The following is an 18,175-nucleotide window of genomic DNA, read 5'->3' on the forward strand; positions in this document are numbered from 1 at the left end:
GTGCCCGAGGGGGACACCGTCTGGCTCGCGGGCAAGCGCCTGCACGAGGCGCTCGCCGGCCGAGTGCTGACCCGGAGTGACTTCCGGGTGCCGCAGCTCGCCACCGCCGACCTGTCCGGCCGCACCGTGACCGAGGTCGTCTCTCGCGGCAAGCACCTGCTGACCCGGCTCGACGACGGGCAGGCGCTGCACACCCACTTCCGCATGGACGGCACCTGGCACCTCTACCGGCCGGGCGAGCGCTGGCGCGGCGGCCCCGCCTGGCAGGCCCGCGTCATCCTCGAGAACGCCGAGTGGCAGGCGGTCGGCTACCGCATGCCCGTGGTCGAGCTGCTGGCGCCCGGCGGCGAGCCGGACGCGGTCGGGCACCTCGGCCCGGACCTGCTCGGGCGCGACTGGGACGCCGAGGAGGCGCTGCGCCGGCTGCGGGCCGAGCCGCGCCGCGAGATCGGGCAGGCCCTGCTCGACCAACGCAACCTCGCCGGCATCGGCAACCTCTACAAGGCCGAGTCGCTCTTCCTGCACGGCACGTCCCCGTGGGCCGCCGTCGAGGACGTCCGCGACCTGCCGGCGCTGGTCGAGCGCGCCCGGGCCCTGCTCGAGCGCAACAAGGGCCACCCCGAGCAGTCCACGACCGGTGAGGTGCGGCGCGGGCGCCAGCACTGGGTCTTCGAGCGGGCGGGGCAGCCCTGCCGGCGCTGCGGCGCCCAGGTGCTCCTCGCCGAGCAGGGCGACGCGCCGTACGCCCGGCTGACCTACTGGTGCCCCCGGTGCCAGCCCGGGCCCGCACCGACGCCGATGCGCCGGTCCGACGTGGCCCGCCCCAGCGGGCGGACCCGCTACCGGCCCTGACCCGGTGCCCGGTCCCGCCCGGTCACCTCGGAGCGGAGGCCGAGGGCCGGGCCCCTGCGGCGGCCGGCCGCCGGCCCCGGGCGAGGACCTGCGCTGGAACGCGCGGACCGCGTGGCAGAGTTGTCGGCTCGTGTCGACCCTTCGCATTCCCCCGCCCCGACCGGCCACGACCGCCGGCGGCCCGGGTACCGGCGCACGCCGGCCCGCGGCCGGACGCCGCGACCGGACGGAGAGCTGAGACGTGGCTGCCCCCGGATTCCTCGACCGGCGCACGGCGATCGCGGCCGCGGCGGGCGCAGCCGTGGCCGCCGTCGTCCTCGTCCTCGCGCTCCTGCTCTGGCCGGGCTCGGACTCCGACGACGCCGCCCCCGCCTCCCCGGCCAGCCCGAGCCCGGCCGCGACGGAGCAGCTGCCGCCCCCCGCCGAGCCGTCGGAGGAGCCGACCGAGCTGCCGAGCGGGGAGCCGGCGCCCGAGCCGACGGGATCGGCGCCGGCGGCCGGCGGAGGGACGTACGAGCTGCGCGCCGACGGCAGCGACCTCGACGGGGCGACGGTCGCCGGGCCGCTGACCGTCACCGTGCTCGACGAGGACGTGGAGAGCGTGACCTGGACGATGGACGGGACGTACCTCGAGAAGGACACCAGTGCGCCGTACGAGCTGACGGTGGACCCCGACCCGGGCGAGCACGAGCTGCGGGCGCGGGTCGAGGCGGGCGGCAACCGGTCCCGACGGGAGGTGTCGTTCACGGTGTCGGCCGACGGGTCGACCGGAGCGGCGCCGGGGGCCAGCGCCGGCAGCGCGCCGGCAGCCGCGCCCAGCGCGGCGGCCGGCGTCCCCCCGGCCCCCAAGGCCAGGCGGGTGGTCCAGGTGTCGACCGCGGACGAGCTGCGCGACGCGCTGTCCTCCGCCCGCCCCGGCGACCGCATCGAGCTGGCCGACGGCACGTACGTCGGGGACCCGCAGTTCGAGGCGCCCGCGGACGGCACGGCGTCGGCGCCGATCACGCTGCACGGGTCGCGTGCCGCCGTGCTCACGACCGGCTCGACCGACAACGGCGGGTACGGCCTGCACGTGACCGGCAGCTACTGGCGGCTGGACGGCTTCACGGTCCGCACCGCCAAGAAGGGCATCGTGCTCGACGGCTCGGTCGGGTCGGTCCTCGTCGGCCTCGACGTCGGCCGGATCGGGCAGGAGGCCGTGCATTTCCGCTCGGGCTCCTCGCGCGGCGTCATCGCCAACAGCGACGTGCACGACACCGGCCTGAAGTCCCCGCAGTTCGGCGAGGGCGTCTACGTCGGCTCGGCGACCTCGAACTGGGGCGAGTACGGCTCGGACGGCGGCCCCGACCGCTCGGACAGTGTGCTCATCCAGGGCAACCGCATCTGGAACACCGCCGCCGAGGGCATCGACATCAAGGAGGGCACCCGCAACGGCCGGATCGTCGGCAACCGCTTCGAGCGGGCGGGGACGAGCGGGGAGAACTCCGCCGACTCCTGGGTCGACGTCAAGGGCAGCGGCTGGCTCGTCGAGGGCAACACCGGCACCGGCACCCTGCTGGACGCCTTCCAGACCCACGTCATCAACGGGGCGCCCGGCTCCGGGGAGGACAACACCTTCCGCGCCAACAAGGTGCTCGGCGGGGTGAAGGGCTACGTGGTGGCCGTGTCGCCCGAGCCGGACGCCCACGGGAACGTGGTGACGTGCGACAACGTCGCCGGCCCCGGCGGCAGGGGCGTCAGCAACATCGACTGCTCCGGCTGACCGTCACCCGGCCCCAGAACGCGACGTGGCCGTGCCCCGGGCTTCCCGGGGCACGGCCACGACTGGGCTCACCGGCTCGTCGGAGGCTGCTCGATCGCCGCTCGGCCGCACAGGGCCGGCTGGGCGGCCACGGTCAGGCCGCGACCTCCACGGCCACTCGGCCGTCGACGGCACCGGCCCGGCCGGCCGGCGGCTGGCCCGGGGGGATGACGGTGGACAGCGAGCTGCGCTCGGGCAGGGCCGTCTCGCGCAGGGCGGCGTCGCGCACGGCAGCCTCGGCCTCGGCGAGGATGAGGCCGTCGCTCACTTCACGCAGGACCTCCGACATGGGGACGTCCAACGCGGCGCAGATCGACGCCAGCAGCTCGGACGAGGCCTCCTTCTGCCCACGCTCCACCTCGGACAGGTAGCCGAGGGAGACGCGAGCTGCGGCGGAGACCTCACGCAGGGTGCGGCCCTGGTCCTGGCGCCGCGTCCGCAGCACGTCCCCGAGCAGGCGACGGAGAATAATCATCGCGGGGCTCTCCCTCCTGGGACGGTGATTACCCACCGTACCCGTACCGTTCCCTCTCCGCAGCCAGCGAACGCCCCGAAGAGGCCGCGCGTTGTCCCGAAGTCCGACGCGAGACCCGCAACGGCGTTCCGGATGTCCCCGCGTGTGTGGTGCAACGCTGTAATCAACCTAGTCGTTCCCGCAGCGACGCCAAGGCCGCAGCGACCGCAGACGCCCGGACACCCTCACGCTCTGCGCGAAATCGAAGCGACTGCGCGCCCCGGGCGCCCGGCCCGACGACCCCCACGTGGACCTCGCCGGCCGGCTTGCCCTCGGAAGGTCCCGGGCCGGCGACGCCCGTGGTCGAGACTCCCCAATCCGCGCCCAGCAATGCACGGACGCCCTCGGCCATGGCGAGCGCCACATCCGGGTCCACAGCGGTGCGCTCGGCCAGCAGCCCCGCGCCGACCCCGAGGACGTCGGCCTTGACCGGCGTGGCGTACGCGACCACCCCGCCACGCAGGACCGCCGACGAGCCCGGCACCGAGGTCAGCGCCCCTGTCACGAGCCCCCCGGTCAGGGACTCGGCCACCGCCACGGTCTCGCCCCGGGCCGTCAGCCGGCGCACCACCCCGACTGCGAGCGGGACGTCGTCCACGATCGGGGAGAGCGTCGCAAGGGCCGATCGGGCGGACGCCAGGACCGGGGCGAGCACCTCCTCGGCCGCCGCGGGGGACGCGGCGGCGGCCGTCAGCCGGACCTCGACCTCGGCCCGGCTGGCGAGGTACGCCACCCGCACCCCCGCGGGCAGGGCCGCCTCGAGGCGGGCCAGTGCCGTCCCGACCGCCGACTCCGCGACCCGCGGCACGTGCAGCGTGCGGGTCACCAGCCCGGCCGCGCCCGCCAGCCCGGGAAGGACCGACTGCTCGGCGATCGCGCGCACCTCCGCCGGCACCCCCGGCAGCAGGACGACCTGCGCCCCGCCGACCCGCCCGCGCAGCCCGGCAGCGGCGCCGGCCGGGTTGGGGAGCACCTGCGCGCCCTCCACGACGTCGGCCATCCGCAGCGACCCGACCGGGGGCTCGGTCCCCCGGTCGGCGTAGCGGCGGCGCAGCGCCTCCTCCAGCGCGGGGTCGCGCACCACCCGGGAGCCGGTGAGCACGGCCAGCGCGTCCCGGGTGAGGTCGTCGCTCGTGGCCCCGAGGCCGCCCGTCACGACGACGAGGTCGGCCCGGGCCGCGGCGGCTCCGATCGCGTCGACGATCGCGGTGACCTCGTCGGGGACCGCCGTGCTGCGCAGGACCGGGACGCCGTGCTCGGCGAGCCGGGCGCCCAGCCACGCGGCGTTGGCGTCGGGCACACGCCCGGACAGCAGCTCGTCGCCCACGCAGACGACCTCGGCCCGCACGGCGCTCAGCGACCCGACGGGCGGCGCGAGCGGGCGTCCCGCCGGAGGCGCACGGCCCGGGCGACGTAGTCGACGCCCGTCACGAGGGTCACCACGACGGCGGCGCCGAGGACGGCGGCCGCCACCCACGCCCAGGGCCCCGGGTGCGGCAGCAGGTAGAGCCCGATGCCCACGCCCTGCAGGACGGTCTTGAGCTTGCCGCCGCGGCTGGCGGGGATCACGCCATGCCGGATGACCCAGAGCCGCAGCAGTGTGACCCCGACCTCGCGGACGAGGATGACGACGGTCACCCACCACCACAGCTCGCCGAGCAGCGACAGCCCGACGAGCGCGGCCCCGATCAGGGCCTTGTCGGCGATCGGGTCGACCAGCTTGCCGAAGTCGGTGACGATGCCGTAGCGCCGGGCGATGTCGCCGTCGACGTAGTCGGTGATGGAGGCGACCGCGAACACCACGCAGGCCGCCACCCGCGAGGCGGTGTCGTCGCCGCCGGCGCGCAGCAGCAGCCAGGCGAAAACGGGCACGAGCAACAGCCGCAGGACGGTCAGCGCATTCGGGACGTTCCACGCCCCGGGCGCCTCGCCGGGCCCGGGCGCGCCGCCGGCGCCCGCGCCGGCGGCGAGCGGGCGGCGCAGCGGCTCGGTCCCCGACATCGGTCGGGGTCAGGCCGGCCGGGCGGCGGTGTCGAGGGAGCCGGCGGCAGCGAGCGCGGGCTGCAGCGGCTCGGCGACCAGGTCGGCCCCCGCGGCGGAGACGACGCGGGCGGGGACCAGCGACCCGACCGGCGCGTCACCGGCCAGCACGGTCACACCGTCCACGTCGGGGGCCTGGTGCTCGGCCGGGCCCTCCGGCCCGTCGTCCCCGCGGCGCTCGACGAGCACCTCCACCCGCTCCCCCACCCGGTCCTCGGCGCGCTGCGCGACGAGCTCCTCCACGAGCGTGGAGAACCGCTCGAGCCGGTCCGCGACCTCGCCCTCGGGGAGCTTGCCGTCGAGGGTCGCGGCCTCGGTGCCCTCCTCGTCGCTGTAGCCGAACACGCCCATCGCGTCGAGCCGGGCCTCGACCAGGAAGCGCTCGAGCTCGGCCAGGTCGGCGTCGGTCTCGCCGGGGAAGCCGACGATGAAGCTGGACCGGGCGCCGGCCAGCGGGGCGCGCTCGCGGATCGACGCGAGCAGCTCGAGGAACCGGTCGGCGTCGCCGAAGCGGCGCATGCGGCGCAGCAGCGGGCCGGACGCGTGCTGGAAGGACAGGTCGAAGTAGGCCGCGACCTTGTCCGTGCCCGCGATCACGTCGAGCAGGCCGGGGCGCACCTCGGCCGGCTGCAGGTAGCTGACGCGGACCCGCGAGACGCCGTCGACCGCCGCCAGCTGCGGCAGGAGCTTCTCCAGCGCGGTCAGGTCACCGAGGTCCTTGCCGTAGGAGGAGGAGTTCTCGCTGACCAGCACGAGCTCGCGGACGCCCTGCTCGGCGAGCCAGCGGGCCTCGGCCAGCACCTCGTCCGGGCGGCGCGAGACGTACGCCCCGCGGAAGGCCGGGATCGCGCAGAAGGCGCACCGCCGGTCGCAGCCGGACGCGAGCTTCAGCGGGGCGACCGGGCCGGAGCCCAGCCGGCGGCGCAGCACACGCGGGCCGGACGCGGGGGCCAGGCCCACCGGCAGGTCCTCACCGACCGGGGTGGGCGTGACGACCGTGGTGCCCGCGCCGTGCCCGGGGACGGCGACCGAGCGGGCTGCGGCCCCGCGCTCGACCGGCGAGATCGGCAGCAGCGCGCGACGGTCCCGCGGGGTGTGGGCGACGTGCTTGTCACCCGCGAGGATCGAGCGCAGCCGGGTCGAGACGTCCGCGTAGTCGTCGAAGCCCAGCACGGCGTCGGCCTCCGGCAGCGCCGTCGCGAGCTGGTCGCCGTAGCGCTCGGCCATGCAGCCCACGGCCACGACGGCCTGCGTGCGCGCGGAGCCCTTGAGGTCGGCGGCCTCCAGCAGCGCGTCGACCGAGTCCTTCTTTGCGGCCTCGACGAAGCCGCACGTGTTGACGACGGCGACGTCGGCCTCGGCCGCGTCCTCGACCAGCAGCCAGCCGTCGGCGGCGAGCCGGCCCGCCAGCTCCTCGGAGTCGACCTCGTTGCGGGCGCAGCCGAGGGTCACGAGGGCGACCGAGCGTGGAGCGGCAGCCGCGGCCGGGGCGGCGGCCCCCGGCGCGTCAGGGAAGGAACTCACCGTCCCAGCCTAGGTGCTCCCGCCCGCGCCCGGCCGCCCGCGTGGGGCCGGTCACTCCGCGGGCGGGCCCACCGGCACGGTCACGGGTCCTCGGGGGTGAACTGCGCGCGCGCGATCTCGCCGCGCGCCCCCGGCGCGCCGATCTGCTTGCCGTTGACCGTGAGCGACACGGCCCCGGCGTCGCCGACGAGCAGGCTCACGACCTCGGCGTCGGTGAACTGGCGCGACTCGCCCTTGGCGACGATGCCCTCGAAGAGCCGCTTGCCGTCCTCGCCGGTCGCCCGCAGCCAGCACTGCCCTGCGGTCGCGGCCACGACGACGCGTACGCCCGCGTCCGGGTTGGCGGCGACGACCGGCGGCTTGCGGGTGGGCGTGGCGGCCGGCGCCGCACCGCTCGGGGTGGGCGTGGCCCCAGGGGTCGGGGCGCCGGTCACGCCGGCGGGGGCGGCGTTGCCTGCGGGGGCCGTCCCCGTCCCGCCGTCGCTCGGGCGCAGCAGGGAGAACCCGGCGTAGCCGACGACGACGACGAGCGACGCGACGAGCACGTTGGACCAGTTGACCGCGTGGCGGCGACGGCCGACGGCGGCGTCGAGGTCGACCACCTCGCTCGGCGGCCGCGGGGCCGACTCCGCGCTGGCGATCTCGTCGTCGTACTGCCGGACGACGGCCTCGGCGTCGGCCCCCACGGTGCGCGCGATGGTCCGCAGGTGCCCGCGGGCGTAGAAGTCGCCGCCGCAGTGGCTGAAGTCGTCGTGCTCGATGGCCGCCACGACCGTGCGGCGGATGCGTGTGCGCTCGGCCACCTGCTCGAGGCTGAGCCCGGCAGCCTGGCGGGCGGAGGCGAGCGTCTCGCCGATCGTCACGGCGTGTCCTCCGTCGTCTCGAGGTGCGGCGTTCCGGACGTGCTGGCAGTGCGGTCGACGGGACCGGCGTAGGCAGGGCCGAGTCTACGGCCCTGCCCGACAACGGGGGATACGCCCGGGTGCGGCCGGAGGTTCCCGACTACTCCCCGCGCAGGGTGAACATGACGCCGTCGAGCTCGTCCGGCTTGACGAGCACGTCGCGAGCCTTGCTTCCCTCGCTGGGCCCGACGATGCCTCGGCTCTCCATGAGGTCCATCAGGCGCCCGGCCTTGGCGAAGCCCACGCGCAGCTTGCGCTGCAGCATCGACGTCGAGCCGAACTGCGTCGTGACGACGAGCTCCACCGCCTGGCACAGCAGGTCCAGGTCGTCGCCGATGTCCTCGTCGATCTCCTTCTTGGCCGCGACGGCGGTCACGTCCTCGCGGTACGTCGGCTGCAGCTGGGTCTTGCAGTGCTCGACCACCGCCTCGACCTCTGCCTCGGTGACCCAGGCTCCTTGGATGCGCATGGGCTTGCTCGCGCCCATCGGCAGGAAGAGGCCGTCGCCCTGGCCGACGAGCTTCTCCGCGCCCGGCTGGTCCAGGATGACCCGGCTGTCGGCGAGGCTCGAGGTCGCGAACGCGAGCCGGCTCGGCACGTTCGCCTTGATGAGGCCGGTGACGACGTCGACGGACGGGCGCTGGGTCGCGAGGACGAGGTGGATGCCGGCCGCGCGGGCCAGCTGCGTGATACGGACGATCGAGTCCTCGACGTCGCGGGGGGCGACCATCATGAGGTCGGCGAGCTCGTCGACGATCACGAGCAGGTAGGGGTACGGGCGCAGCACCCGCTCGCTGCCCTCGGGCGGCCGCACGGTCCCCTCGCGGACGGCCCTGTTGAAGTCGTCGACGTGGCGGAAGCCGAACGCGGCCAGGTCGTCGTAGCGCATGTCCATCTCGCGCACGACCCACTGCAGCGCCTCGGCGGCCTTCTTGGGGTTCGTGATGATCGGGGTGACGAGGTGCGGGATGCCCTCGTACGCCGTCAGCTCCACCCGCTTGGGGTCGACGAGCACCATGCGGACCTCGTCCGGCGTGGACCGGAGCAGGATCGAGGTGATCATCGAGTTGACAAAGCTCGACTTGCCCGAGCCCGTGGCGCCCGCGACGAGCAGGTGGGGCATCTTGGCCAGGTTCGCGACGACGAAGCCGCCCTCGACGTCCTTGCCCAGGCCGACCACCATGGGGTGCGGCGTGCCCGTGGCCGCCCGCGACCGGATCACGTCGCCGAGCGCGACGATCTCCTTGTCGGTGTTCGGGATCTCGATGCCGATGGCCGACTTGCCGGGGATCGGCGAGAGGATCCGCACGTCGGCGCTGGCGACGGCGTACGCGATGTTCTTGGACAGGGCGGTGACCCGCTCGACCTTGACGCCCTGGCCGAGCTCGACCTCGTAGCGCGTGACGGTCGGGCCGCGGGTGTAGCCGGTGACGGCGGCGTCGATGTCGAACTGCTCGAGCACTCCGGTCAGCGAGTCGACGACGGCGTCGCTGGCCGGGGTGCGGGCCTTGTGGACCGAGCCGGCGCGCAGCATCGTCGGCGCCGGCAGCTCGTAGGTGACGTCGCCGGAGAGCAGCAACTGCTCCACACGCGGCGGCATGTCGCCGCCGGTCAGCTGCTCGAGGACGGCGGTGGCCGGCTCGGCCGCCTCGGCGGGCGTCGGCCGCGGGAAGACGTCGGTGGCGTCGGGGTCGACGGCCGGCACGTCCTCGCCGGCCGCGGGGACCCGCCTGCGGCCCTTGCCTGCGGCGGCCCGGCCGGGTGCCAGGCCCATCGCCTGCTCGGCGTCGAAGACCTCCTGGCCGGTGGGATCGTCCGGCGCCGCCACGGGGGCCACCGCTACCTCGCCGACCCGACGGCGCCGGCGACCCGCCGGCAGCGCCCCCTCACGGCCGGAGGCGTCGTCGAAGGCGTCCTCGGGGGCGGCGTCGGGCGTGACGACCGGGGTGTCGTACGCCGGGTCGCCCGCGCGGGGCTCGCGGCCGCGCCGGCGGCGACGGTCGGGCGGCCCGGCCTCCCGGCGCAGGGCCGTGTCGCGCAGCCCGCGCAGCCGCTCGGGCACCGCGTTGACCGGGGTGGCCGTCACGACCAGCAGGCCGAAGCCGACGAGGAGCAGCAGCAGCGGCACGGCCACCCAGGCGCTGGCGGCATCGACCAGCGGGCTGGAGGCCAGCCAGCCGCCGTAGCCGCCGGCGTCACGGATCGCCTCCACCCCGTCCGGGGGCTGCGGGGTGCCGCGGGCGATGTGCAGCAGGCCGAGCGAGCCCGCGGAGAGGGCTGCCCAGCCGACGGCCGCGCGGCCGAGCACGATCTCGCGGTCGGGGTGGCGCAGCAACCGGTACGCCAGCAGGAGCAGCAGCGGCGGCACCAGCACGTCCGCGCGGCCGACCGCCCCCGCGACCAGCCACGTCGCGGCCTCGCCGAGCGCGCCGTCGACCCGGAACCACGCGGCGGCGAGAGTCACGATCGCGAGCCCGACCACGGCCAGGCCGACGCCGTCGCGCCGGTGGGCCGGGTCCAGGTCGCGCGCGCTGCGCCCGAAGGCGCGCACCGAGCCGCCGACGACGTGCGCGACGCCCAGCCAGAGCCCGCGCAGCGCGATGCCGAGCGCCCGGACGAGCCGGACGCCCATCCCGGGCTGGGGGCGCGCCGGTGCGGCCGCCCGGGACCGGGCCTGCCCGCCGCCGCGCCCGCCCGCCGGCGCCCCGCTGGAGCGCGGACGGGTGCCCCCCGTCGTCCGTGTCGCCATGGGCGGAGAGTACCGCTCCCGTCCCAACAGCCACAGCCGTCACACGAGTTAGGCGCGTCCGGATCTTGTGCCGCACCCCGCCGTGATAACGGTGAGCGCTCCGGCCGCGGCCGGCGGCCGGCCCGTATCTGGCTCGCTCACCCGCGCTCTGCCTTCCGGTGCCCGACGGACGGGGCGCCCGCGCCGACAGGGCCGCAACGCCGAAGGAGACCTCCGTGAGCACCACCGCCCGCCCCTCCCCCACCCCCGCCGACCAGCGCGCCCTGCTCGCGCGGCTCGAGGGGCCGACCGCCCACCGCGCCCACCCGCCGGCGCCCTGCGCGGCGCTGTGCACGCCCTGGTGCCACGGGGGCTGAGGTGCGGGCCAGGACTCCCGTCGCCGCCGCGCTCGGTGCCGCCGTCGCCCTCGTCACGCTCGTCGCCGCCGCCCCGGGCAGCCTGGGCGGCGCCGTCGCCCGCGCGGCCGTCGAGCCGCCCGTCGCCATCGCGCTCGACGTCAGCCGCCCGGTGCACGTCTTCACCCGGGCCACGCCGGTCACCGAGACGCTCGTGCTCCGCTTCAGCACCCCGGTCGACGGCTCGGTGACCGGGACGCTGCGGCCGCCGCGCGGCCGGGGGGCGCCCGTGAAGTTCGCCCTCGCCGACGAGTACGGCCTGGCCTGGCGGGCGTCGCTCGTGCTGCAGCCGGCGGGGCCGCTCGGCACCTGGGAGCTCGCCGACGTCCGCTACACCTACACCGACGACCGGGGCGTGCCCACCACCGACGTCGTGCCCGACACGTCGGCCTTCTCGCTGCGCCAGGCCTCGACCGTGACCGCGCGCGTCGACCGGCCACGGGTCAGCTCGGGCCGGTCGGTCACCGTGCACGCCCGGGCCGCGGGGCTCGACGGGCGCCCGCTGGCCGGTGCGCCGCTCGTGCTCGAGGGCCGGACGGGGAGCGGGCCGTGGAAGCGGCTCGGGGCGTACCGGGCGGCGGCGGACGGGCGCGTGACGGCGCAGCAGCGGGCCACCGGCCCGCTCCGGCTGCGCTGGCGGATGCCGGGGACGGAGACGGCCGCCGCGTCCGTATCCGCGGCCGTGCTCGTCACCGTCACCTGACGCGCGCCGGGCACGCGCGACGGCGGCGGCCCCCGTCGGGGAGCCGCCGCCGTCGCGTGTGCCGGAGGCCGGTCAGCCGGCGATGGTCGACGCGTCGATCACGAACCGGTAGCGCACTTCGCTCGCCACCACCCGGTCGTAGGCCTCGTCGATGCGGTCGGCCGCGATGACCTCGACCTCGGCACCGATGCCGCGCTCGGCGCAGAAGTCGAGCATCTCCTGGGTCTCCCGGATCCCACCGATCATGGAGCCGGCGAGGCTGCGCCGGCCGCCGATGAGCGCGAAGGCCGGGACCGACAGCGGGTGCTCGGGCGCGCCGACGTTCACCAGGGCGCCGTCCAGGGTGAGCAGCCCGAGGTAGGCGCCCATGTCCACCGTCGCGGAGACCGTCGAGACGATGAGGTCGAAGGAGCCGGCGAGCGTCTCGAAGGTGCCCTCGTCGCCGGTGGCGTAGTAGTGGTCCGCCCCGAGCCGGAGGCCGTCCTCCTGCTTCTTGAGCGACTGCGACAGCACGGTCACCTCGGCGCCCATGGCCTTCGCGAGCTTGACGCCCATGTGGCCCAGCCCGCCGAGCCCGACGATCGCGACCTTCTTGCCGGGGCCGGCGCCCCAGCGGCGCAGCGGGGAGTAGAGCGTGATGCCCGCGCAGAGCAGCGGCGCCGCGACGTCGAGCGAGATGCCCTCGGGGATGCGCAGCGCGAAGTCCTCGTCGACGACGATCTTCTCGCTGTAGCCGCCCTCGGTGGGGCGCCCGTCCTTGCCGATCGCGTTGTAGGTGCCGATGTTGCCCTTGACGCAGTACTGCTCCTCGCCTGCGCGGCAGGGCCCGCACTCGCGGCAGGAGTCCACCATGCAGCCGATCCCGGCGCGGTCGCCGACGGCGAGCTTGGTGACCTCGGAGCCGACCGCGGAGACGACGCCGGCGATCTCGTGGCCGGGCGTCAGCGGGAAGAGCGTCTCGCCCCACTCACCCCGGGCGGTGTGGATGTCCGAGTGGCAGATGCCGGCGTACGCGACGTCGATCAGCACGTCCCTCGGGCCGAGGTCGCGGCGCTCGATGGTCCTCTTCTCGAAGGGGGCGCCGGGGCCGGAGGTGGATCGGGCGTGGACGGGGATCACAGGCAGGTCGTTCCTCGTGCTCGGGGGTGCGGCGCGCGGGTCACGGCCACGAGCAGAGGGAACGGTGGACGGGCGCCGGTCCTTCCGTGACGCCCGTCACCGCGTACCGGCCCGGGGTCAGACCTCGACGACCACCGGCACGATCATCGGCCGGCGGCGCAGCGACTCGCTGACCCATTTGCCGACGACCCGCCGGACGAACTGCTGCAGCTGGTACGTGTCGTTGACACCGTCCTGGGCGGCCTTGGCCAGCGCGTCCTCGATGCGCGGGCGGACCTGGTCGAAGACGGCCTCGTCCTCGACGACGCCGCGCGCCGAGATCTGCGGGCCGGCCACGATCTTGCCGCTCGAGGAGTCGACGGCCACGAAGACCGAGATGAAGCCCTCGTCGCGCAGGATCCGCCGGTCCTTCAGCGACGCCTCCGTCACGTCGCCCACGGTGGAGCCGTCGACGTAGACGTTGTGGCACGGGACGGCGCCGGTGACGCGCGCGACGCCCTCGACCAGGTCGACGACGACGCCGTCCTCGGCGAGCACGATGCGGTCGCGCGGCACCCCGGTGGCGACCGCGAGGTCGCCGTTTGCCCGCAGGTGGCGCCACTCGCCGTGCACCGGCATGACGTTGCGCGGCTGGACGATGTTGTAGACGTAGAGCAGCTCGCCGGCGGCCGCGTGCCCGGAGGTGTGCACCAGCGCGTTGCCCTTGTGCACGACGTTCGCGCCCCAGCGCGAGAGCCCGTTGATGACGCGGTAGACGGCGTTCTCGTTGCCGGGGATCAGGGAGGACGCGAGCAGGACGGTGTCGCCCTCGCTGATGCGGATCCAGTGGTCCCGGTTGGCGATGCGCGAGAGCGCCGACATCGGCTCGCCCTGCGAGCCCGTGCAGATGAGGACGACCTGCTCGTCGGGCATGTCCTCGAGCTGGCGGGAGTCCACGACCAGCCCGTCGGGCACGTTGAGGTAGCCGAGCTCGCGGGCCACCCCCATGTTGCGCACCATCGAACGGCCGACGAAGGCGACCTTGCGCTTGTGCTTCGCCGCCGCGTCCAGCACCTGCTGCACGCGGTGCACGTGGGATGCGAAGCAGGCGACGACGATTCGCCGCTTGGCGTTCGCGAACACGCGGTCCACCACGGGCGCGATGTCACGCTCCGGCGTCACGAAGCCGGGAACCTCGGCGTTGGTCGAGTCCGAGAGGATGAGGTCGACCCCCTCCTCGCCGAGCCGGGCCAGCGCCCGCAGGTCGGTGACCCGGCCGTCGAGCGGCAGCGGGTCGATCTTGAAGTCGCCGGTGTGGATGACCAGCCCCGCGGGGGTGCGGATGGCGACCGCCAGCGCGTCCGGGATCGAGTGGTTGACCGCGACGAACTCGCAGTCGAACGGGCCGATCCGCTCGCGCTGCCCCTCGCGCACCGTGAGGGAGTACGGGGTGATCCGGTGCTCGCGCAGCTTCGCCTCGACGAGGGCGAGCGTGAGCCGCGAGCCGATCAGCGGGATGTCCGGCTTCTCGCGCAGGAGGTACGGCACGGCCCCGATGTGGTCCTCGTGGCCGTGGGTGAGCACGATCCCGTCGACCTTGTCGAGCCGGTCCCGGATGAAGTCGAAGTCCGGAAGGATCAGGTCGACGCCGGGCTGGGCGTCCTCGGGGAAGAGGACGCCGCAGTCGACGACGAGCAGCCGGCCGTCGTACTCGTAGACCGACATGTTGCGGCCGATCTCGCCGAGGCCGCCGAGCGCGACGATGCGCAGCCCTCCGGTCGGGAGCGCGGGCGGCGGGCCGAGCTCGGGGTGCGGGTGGCTCATGCGGCGACCTCGACGCGGGCCGCGGCGAGGTCCTTGCGGAGCTGGCGCATCTCATCCTCCGTGGCGTCGGGCAGCGGCGGGCGTACCGGCCCGGCCGGCAGGCCCAGCAGGGTCAGCGCCGCCTTGGCCAGGATCACGCCCTGGGTGCGGAACATGCCGGTGAACACCGGCAGCAGCTGCCGGTGCAGCGCGAGCGCGCGGGCGGGGTCGCCGGCGGCGTACGCGTCGATCATCTCGCGGGTCTCCCGGGCGACGACGTGGGTGACCACGCCGACCACGCCCACCGCCCCGACCGAGAGCAGCGGCAGCGTGAGCGCGTCGCTGCCGGAGTAGTAGGCCAGCGACGTGCGGGCGAGCACCTCGCTCGTGGCCGCCAGGTCGTCCTTGGCGTCCTTGACCGCCGCGATGCGCGGGTGCTCGGCCAGCCGCAGCAGGGTGTCGGTCGCGATGGCCTGGCCGGTGCGCACCGGGATGTCGTACAGCATCACCGGCAGCCCGGTCGCGTCGGCGACCGTCCCGAAGTGCGCGAGCAGCCCGGACTGCGGCGGGCGGCTGTAGTACGGCGTCACCACGAGCAGGCCGTGCGCGCCGGCCTTCTCGGCCTCGCGGGCCAGCTCGCAGCTGTGCGCGGTGTTGCTGGTGCCCACCCCGGCGACCACCGTCGCGCGGTCGCCCACGGCCTCGACGACCGCCCGGACGAGGGCCTCCTTCTCCGCGTCGCTCGTCGTGGCCGACTCCCCCGTGGTCCCGTTGACGACCAGGCCGTCGTTCCCGGCGTCCACCAGAGCCGTCGCCAGGCGCTGCGCCCCGGGCAGGTCGAGCGCGCCGTCGGCGGTGAAGGGGGTGACCATCGCGGTCAGGACCGTGCCGAAGGGCCGGCCGGGCGATGTCGACGAGGGCATGCCGCAACGGTACCGGGCAGCGGCCGGCGGCCCGTGTGACGGCCGGTCACCAGGTGCCCGGGCCGGCCCCCGGGAGGCCTGCCGACGGCCTCACGGCTGGAGGATGTCGGCTCATCTGCGGTGTGATGTGATTGCGGACGGTGACTCACGGTCAAGCATCCGGCCGATTTTCACAGGGTTCCCTGCACGCGAGACAGGAGAGGCGTGGACCTCAGCACCTGGAAATCGGAGCGCGACGGCAAGCGGGCGATCGTCCACGTGACGGGCGAGATCGACCTCGAGACCGGTCCCCGGCTGCGTGAGTTCCTGACCTCAGAGCTCAACCAGCTGTCGGCCCCGTCGGGCGAGCTGGTGCTCGACCTCACCGCCGTGACGTTCTGCGACTCCAGCGGGCTGCAGGCGCTCATCGCCACCCTGCGCCGCGCCCGGCTGCTCGGCGTCCGCCTGGTGCTGCGCGTCATCCCCGACAGCCGCTTCGCCCGCTTCCTCGCGCTCGCCGGGGTCAGCGAGCTGTTCGAGCTCGAGGACGGCACGGCGCAGGCCTGACGGCCGCGGGGACGGCCGGCGGTCAGCCGACCCGCGTCAGCAGGCAGAACTCGTTGCCCTCCGGGTCGCGCCAGACCTGCCAGGGGCTGACATCGCCCCGCTCGTGGAGCGGCCCGGCGGGCCGGGCGCCCAGCATCGCGGCCCTGCGGCCGGCGGCCTCCACGTCGGGCACGGTGATGTCGAGGTGGAGACGGTTCTTGACCTGCTTGCGCTCGGGCACGCGCTGGAACGACAGGGCCATCCCACCGCCCGGCAGGGGCTCGAGGTCCACCCAGTGCTCGTCGCTCTGCGTCACCTGCAGCCCGAGCAGCCCGCCCCAGAAGCGGCTGACCACGGCCAGGTCGCTGCAGTCGACGATCAGGTTGCTCACGACCCCGTCGACGAGGGCCGGGGCCGCGCTCACGCCCGCGCCCCGGCCGCCGCGCGCCAGCACATGACGTCCCCGCCCGACGGGCCGGCAGCTGCGCGGGGCCGCCGGCCGCGGCCCGCCCGGCGACTGGACCGCGGGGGCGCCGCCGCCCGGTCGCGGCGCTGCTCCTGCGCCGCGTTGCGCAGCCCCATGAGGTAGGCCTGTGCGACCACGTAGGTGGGATCCATCGCTCCTCCTCGTCGGTGAGTGGCCCGTCGAGCATGTCACTGGTGTAGACGTTATGCCGGTTACACATTGGGCGCAACCACCGAAACAGTTACGCTGGTGTCATGAGCGACCACGGGCCCGCGGCAGGCGATGTCGTCCCGGAGCACGCCTCGCTCGTCCGCGCCTTCGCCAACACGCTCGACGTCGACGAGGGCACCGATGAGCTGGCCGACGTCGCGCGCCTGCGGGCGTGGCTCGTGTCGGCACGCCTGCTGGCACCGGACGCGGCGGCGGACGAGGCCGACCTCGCGCTCGCCCGGGACGTGCGCAGCGGGCTGCGCGCCGCCCTCGTCGGCCACGGCGAGGCCGCGCACGGGCCGGTCGACCCCGCGGACGCCGCACGCGCCGTCGCGCGGCTCGACGGCCTCGCCGCCCGACTACCGCTGCACGTCGCCTTCACGACGGGCTCGCCCCGGCTCGTGGCGGGCGGGGACGGCGTGCGCGCAGCGCTCGCACAGGTGCTCGTCGCGGCCGCGCGCAGCGGCGCGGACGGCTCGTGGCAGCGGCTGAAGATCTGCCCGGACGACAGCTGCTCATGGGCGTTCTACGACGAGTCGCGCAACCGCTCACGCGCCTGGTGCGGGACCGGCTGCGCGAACAAGAACAAGGTGCGGGCCTACCGCTCCCGCCGGCGGGCGGCCGACGCGGCGGCGCGATGACGCTTCCTCCTGAGCGCCGCCGGGCCGTGCTGCGCACCTCGCTGGGCGTCGGCGTGGCCACCGGCGCGTACGGGGTGTCGTTCGGCGCCCTCGCCACCGCGAGCGGGCTCGACGTGCTGCAGGCGTGCGCCCTGTCCCTGCTCGCCTTCAGCGGCGCCTCCCAGTTCGCCTTCGTCGGGGTCGTGGCCGGCGGCGGCGCGCTGCTGTCGGGGACGGCGACCTCGGTCCTGCTCGGCGCCCGCAACGGGTTCTACGGGCTGCGCATCGCCGAGATCCTGCGCGTGCGCGGCGTGCGCCGGCTGGCAGCGGCACAGCTGACGATCGACGAGTCCACCGCAGTGGCGGTCGCGCAGCCCGAAGAGCCCGCCGCCCGGCTCGGCTTCTGGTCCACCGGGCTCGCGATCTACGTGCTGTGGAACCTCGCCACCCTCGTCGGCGCGATCGGCGGCACGGCCATGGGCGACCCGGCGGAGTGGGGCCTCGACGCCGCCGCGCCGGCCGCGTTCCTCGCCCTCGTCGCGCCGCGGCTGCAGGGGCGGCGCACCGTCCTCGTCGCGGTGGTCGCCGCCCTGCTGGCGCTCGCCCTCGTGCCCGTCTCCCCTGCCGGGGTCCCGGTCATGGCCGGCGCGCTGCTGGCCGTCACCGGCGCCGTCCTCGTGCGCGCGTCCGCGCAGGTGCCCCGGTGACCGTGTGGGCCGGCATCCTGCTCACCAGCGCCGGGGTCTACCTGCTCAAGCTCGCCGGCCTGCTGGTCCCGCCCAGGGCGCTCGAGCCGCCCCGCGTCCGCCTCGCGGCCACGCTGCTGCCGGTCGCCCTGCTCTCGGCGCTCGTCGCGGTGCAGACGCTGTCCACCGGGCGCGAGCTGGCCGTGGACGCCCGGCTGGCCGGCGTCGCGGCGGGCGGCGTCGCGCTGCTGCTGCGCGCGCCCTTCCTCGTGGTCGTCGCGGTCGCCGCGGGGACGGCCGCGCTGCTGCGCGCCGTCACCTGACCCGGCCACCGGCCGAAGTCGACATAACGGAAGTCATCCGC

General features: G+C 75.5%; 19 protein-coding genes. 8 read left to right on the forward strand and 11 right to left on the reverse strand.

Annotation, left to right across the window (positions count from 1 at the left end; translation table 11 throughout):
* Both G9H72_RS22790 and G9H72_RS04760 read left to right on the forward strand, forming a co-directional pair.
* Complete coding sequence (locus tag G9H72_RS22790; RefSeq protein WP_166168304.1) at positions 1-852, forward strand: Fpg/Nei family DNA glycosylase; 852 nt, start codon at positions 1-3, stop codon at positions 850-852.
* A 241-nt stretch (positions 853-1,093) separates the two neighbouring features.
* Positions 1,094-2,614 carry a right-handed parallel beta-helix repeat-containing protein gene (locus G9H72_RS04760; protein WP_166168307.1) on the forward strand — a complete coding sequence of 507 codons (1,521 nt, stop codon included), beginning with the start codon at positions 1,094-1,096 and terminating at the stop codon, positions 2,612-2,614.
* 133 nt (positions 2,615-2,747) lie between these two features.
* Here the strand turns inward: G9H72_RS04760 and G9H72_RS04765 are convergent, their stop codons facing one another.
* From G9H72_RS04765 to G9H72_RS04785, 6 genes are all read right to left on the reverse strand, one after another.
* On the reverse strand, positions 2,748-3,128 hold the full coding sequence (locus tag G9H72_RS04765; protein ID WP_166168310.1) for a helix-turn-helix domain-containing protein: 381 nt from the start codon (positions 3,126-3,128) through the stop codon (positions 2,748-2,750).
* Between the two features lie 163 nt (positions 3,129-3,291).
* Positions 3,292-4,515 carry a CinA family nicotinamide mononucleotide deamidase-related protein gene (locus G9H72_RS04770; protein WP_166168313.1) on the reverse strand — a complete coding sequence of 408 codons (1,224 nt, stop codon included), beginning with the start codon at positions 4,513-4,515 and terminating at the stop codon, positions 3,292-3,294.
* A gap of 5 nt (positions 4,516-4,520) precedes the next feature.
* The gene (gene pgsA / locus G9H72_RS20910) at positions 4,521-5,168 is read right to left on the reverse strand and encodes a CDP-diacylglycerol--glycerol-3-phosphate 3-phosphatidyltransferase (RefSeq protein WP_196790779.1); all 648 of its coding nucleotides are present in this window, start codon (positions 5,166-5,168) and stop codon (positions 4,521-4,523) included.
* Between the two features lie 9 nt (positions 5,169-5,177).
* Positions 5,178-6,731 carry a 30S ribosomal protein S12 methylthiotransferase RimO gene (gene rimO, locus G9H72_RS04775; protein WP_331271986.1) on the reverse strand — a complete coding sequence of 518 codons (1,554 nt, stop codon included), beginning with the start codon at positions 6,729-6,731 and terminating at the stop codon, positions 5,178-5,180.
* An 80-nt stretch (positions 6,732-6,811) separates the two neighbouring features.
* On the reverse strand, positions 6,812-7,594 hold the full coding sequence (locus G9H72_RS22795) for a helix-turn-helix domain-containing protein (RefSeq protein WP_166168316.1): 783 nt from the start codon (positions 7,592-7,594) through the stop codon (positions 6,812-6,814).
* 139 nt (positions 7,595-7,733) lie between these two features.
* A complete protein-coding gene (locus G9H72_RS04785; protein ID WP_196790780.1) occupies positions 7,734-10,382 on the reverse strand; it encodes a DNA translocase FtsK in 2,649 nt (882 codons plus the stop codon).
* Positions 10,383-10,597: 215 nt separating this feature from the next.
* Here G9H72_RS04785 and G9H72_RS04790 point away from each other — a divergent pair, with 215 nt between their 5' ends.
* Entirely contained in the window at positions 10,598-10,738 is a 141-nt protein-coding gene (locus G9H72_RS04790) for a hypothetical protein (RefSeq protein WP_166168319.1), read from the forward strand.
* Between the two features lies 1 nt (position 10,739).
* Positions 10,740-11,480 (forward strand): hypothetical protein, encoded by a 741-nt coding sequence (locus G9H72_RS04795; protein ID WP_166168322.1) that lies wholly within the window; start codon positions 10,740-10,742, stop codon positions 11,478-11,480.
* Positions 11,481-11,552: 72 nt separating this feature from the next.
* Here G9H72_RS04795 and G9H72_RS04800 read toward each other — a convergent pair whose 3' ends face one another.
* The 3 genes from G9H72_RS04800 to dapA form a co-directional block, all read right to left on the reverse strand.
* Complete coding sequence (locus G9H72_RS04800) at positions 11,553-12,599, reverse strand: NAD(P)-dependent alcohol dehydrogenase (protein WP_166168325.1); 1,047 nt, start codon at positions 12,597-12,599, stop codon at positions 11,553-11,555.
* A 117-nt stretch (positions 12,600-12,716) separates the two neighbouring features.
* Positions 12,717-14,402, reverse strand: a complete 1,686-nt coding sequence (locus G9H72_RS04805) for a ribonuclease J (protein ID WP_166168328.1) — start codon at positions 14,400-14,402, stop codon at positions 12,717-12,719.
* Positions 14,399-15,304, reverse strand: a complete 906-nt coding sequence (gene dapA / locus G9H72_RS04810; RefSeq protein WP_166168331.1) for a 4-hydroxy-tetrahydrodipicolinate synthase — start codon at positions 15,302-15,304, stop codon at positions 14,399-14,401. Before dapA ends, G9H72_RS04805 begins: the two co-directional genes overlap by 4 nt.
* Positions 15,305-15,508: 204 nt before the next feature.
* Between dapA and G9H72_RS04815 the strand changes: the two genes are divergently transcribed.
* Positions 15,509-15,850, forward strand: coding sequence for an STAS domain-containing protein (locus tag G9H72_RS04815; RefSeq protein WP_166168334.1), 342 nt, complete (start codon positions 15,509-15,511; stop codon positions 15,848-15,850).
* A 22-nt stretch (positions 15,851-15,872) separates the two neighbouring features.
* Here the strand turns inward: G9H72_RS04815 and G9H72_RS04820 are convergent, their stop codons facing one another.
* Both G9H72_RS04820 and G9H72_RS04825 read right to left on the reverse strand, forming a co-directional pair.
* Positions 15,873-16,253 carry a VOC family protein gene (locus G9H72_RS04820; protein ID WP_166168336.1) on the reverse strand — a complete coding sequence of 127 codons (381 nt, stop codon included), beginning with the start codon at positions 16,251-16,253 and terminating at the stop codon, positions 15,873-15,875.
* A complete protein-coding gene (locus G9H72_RS04825) occupies positions 16,250-16,447 on the reverse strand; it encodes a hypothetical protein (RefSeq protein WP_166168338.1) in 198 nt (65 codons plus the stop codon). The genes G9H72_RS04820 and G9H72_RS04825 overlap by 4 nt, the downstream gene beginning before the upstream one ends.
* A gap of 102 nt (positions 16,448-16,549) precedes the next feature.
* On the opposite strand from G9H72_RS04825, the gene G9H72_RS04830 reads away from it, so the two are divergent.
* From G9H72_RS04830 to G9H72_RS04840, 3 genes are read left to right on the forward strand one after another with little or no spacing between them, the layout of a single operon-like run.
* Positions 16,550-17,146 (forward strand): CGNR zinc finger domain-containing protein, encoded by a 597-nt coding sequence (locus G9H72_RS04830; RefSeq protein WP_166168340.1) that lies wholly within the window; start codon positions 16,550-16,552, stop codon positions 17,144-17,146.
* The gene (locus tag G9H72_RS04835) at positions 17,143-17,832 is read left to right on the forward strand and encodes an AzlC family ABC transporter permease (protein ID WP_166168342.1); all 690 of its coding nucleotides are present in this window, start codon (positions 17,143-17,145) and stop codon (positions 17,830-17,832) included. Before G9H72_RS04830 ends, G9H72_RS04835 begins: the two co-directional genes overlap by 4 nt.
* Positions 17,829-18,134 carry an AzlD domain-containing protein gene (locus tag G9H72_RS04840; RefSeq protein ID WP_166168344.1) on the forward strand — a complete coding sequence of 102 codons (306 nt, stop codon included), beginning with the start codon at positions 17,829-17,831 and terminating at the stop codon, positions 18,132-18,134. The genes G9H72_RS04835 and G9H72_RS04840 overlap by 4 nt, the downstream gene beginning before the upstream one ends.
* Positions 18,135-18,175: the final 41 nt, after the last annotated feature.

This window comes from Motilibacter aurantiacus (genome assembly GCF_011250645.1).
GTDB lineage: Bacteria > Actinomycetota > Actinomycetes > Motilibacterales > Motilibacteraceae > Motilibacter_A > Motilibacter_A aurantiacus.